General features: G+C 77.2%; 1 pseudogene. It reads left to right on the top strand.

What is annotated here, in order from left to right:
* A pseudogene (locus HMPREF3115_RS21280) lies at positions 1–543 on the top strand (pilus assembly protein FimV); the annotation flags it as partial.

The following is a 543-nucleotide window of genomic DNA, read 5'->3' on the forward strand; positions in this document are numbered from 1 at the left end:
GCGTCGGCTGCGCACGGTGCATCGGCGGCCTCGGCGGCCGCGCCGATTCAGCATCCGGCTGCATCGGGCACCGCGCATGGCGCGAGCGCCCCGGCCGGTGCGTCGTTCGTCGCGCCGTCGTCGGACGCGGCGGCCGCGCACGGTGCGTCCGCGGCCGATACGGCGTCCGCGGCCGCGGCGGCGGCCGGTGCGAGCGGTCCGCACATGTGGAGCGGCGCGATTCAGCCGGCGCCGTCGTCGGCGAGCGACGCGACCGCGCAATCGTCCCAAACCGTGCAGCCGACATCCGGCGCGCGCGCGCCGGCCGGTGCGGCGCCTGCGGCCGCCGCGTCGCAGCCGCGGCCGTCTAGCCTGCAGCAGCTGCTTGCACTGAAAAATCGCGTGCTGATGGAGCTGCAGAAGCACGGCATCGGCAAGCCGGCCGCAACGACGGCGCCGGTTGTTCCTGCGCCGACCGCGCCCGTCACGCCGCGTGCGCCGGACGACGCCGGTGCGTCGTCGGCTGCTGCGGCATCGAGCGCGGACGCGGCGTCCGGCACGGCC

The sequence above is a fragment of the Burkholderia sp. HMSC10F09 genome, from assembly GCF_001806955.1.
Taxonomy (GTDB): Bacteria; Pseudomonadota; Gammaproteobacteria; order Burkholderiales; family Burkholderiaceae; genus Burkholderia; species Burkholderia multivorans.